1 pseudogene is annotated in these 670 nt (G+C 67.8%); it reads right to left on the bottom strand.

Going from position 1 to position 670, the window contains the following annotated elements:
- A pseudogene (locus tag K933_RS13000) lies at positions 1-561 on the bottom strand (hypothetical protein); the annotation flags it as partial.
- Positions 562-670 lie beyond the last annotated feature (109 nt).

Here is a 670-nt window from a genome sequence, read left to right as displayed (position 1 = left end):
CTCCTCCTCGTCGGAGAGGCCGTCGTCCTCACTCCCGCTGTCACCGATCTGGGAGAGGATCGATTCGGCGTCATCGACGACGCGGTCCAACTTCCGTTCGAGTCGCCCGTACCGGCCGCCCTCCATCCGAACGCGGAGCGCCCGGGTGAGCGCGCCCCCGTAGTATCGCTCTTGGTCGCGCTTGTCGGCGGTGATCCGGAACTGCTCCACGACCCCCTCGTTCACTCGGACGTTGGGGCGAACCGTCTCCTCGCTATCTGAGCCAGTTACTTCTTCGTAAGCCTCGCCGGGCGTGCGGCCCGCCGCCTGAACGAGTCGGTCGACGAGGTCCTCGACCCGCTGGCCGCCGTCGGCGTCGGCGTACTCTCGCATGGCGAACTCCACTTCACGGCCGAGACAGCGGTCGATACGGCCGTACTCGTCCTGCACGAACTCGCGGAACCGATCCCACGTCTCGGCGGGAACCTTCCACTGTACCTTCACCGCGTCACTCATCGTAACCACCTCCGACGCCCACCCTACCCCAGAGCGGGGTAGGTGGTGCTTCCCACCACCACCCACCTACCCCATTCTGGGGTAGGGGAGGGGTGGGGGGCGAAGCCCCCCGCCCCCTGCGGTGGGGTGCGTAGTGGACGCCCAACCGACCGCTAACGGCCGCTACGCGGCCGTT

Source organism: Candidatus Halobonum tyrrellensis G22, assembly GCF_000495475.1.
GTDB lineage: Archaea > Halobacteriota > Halobacteria > Halobacteriales > Haloferacaceae > Halobonum > Halobonum tyrrellense.
The sequence above is the reverse complement of the archived record's forward strand: the minus strand, read 5'-3'. Positions and strand labels throughout refer to the sequence as shown.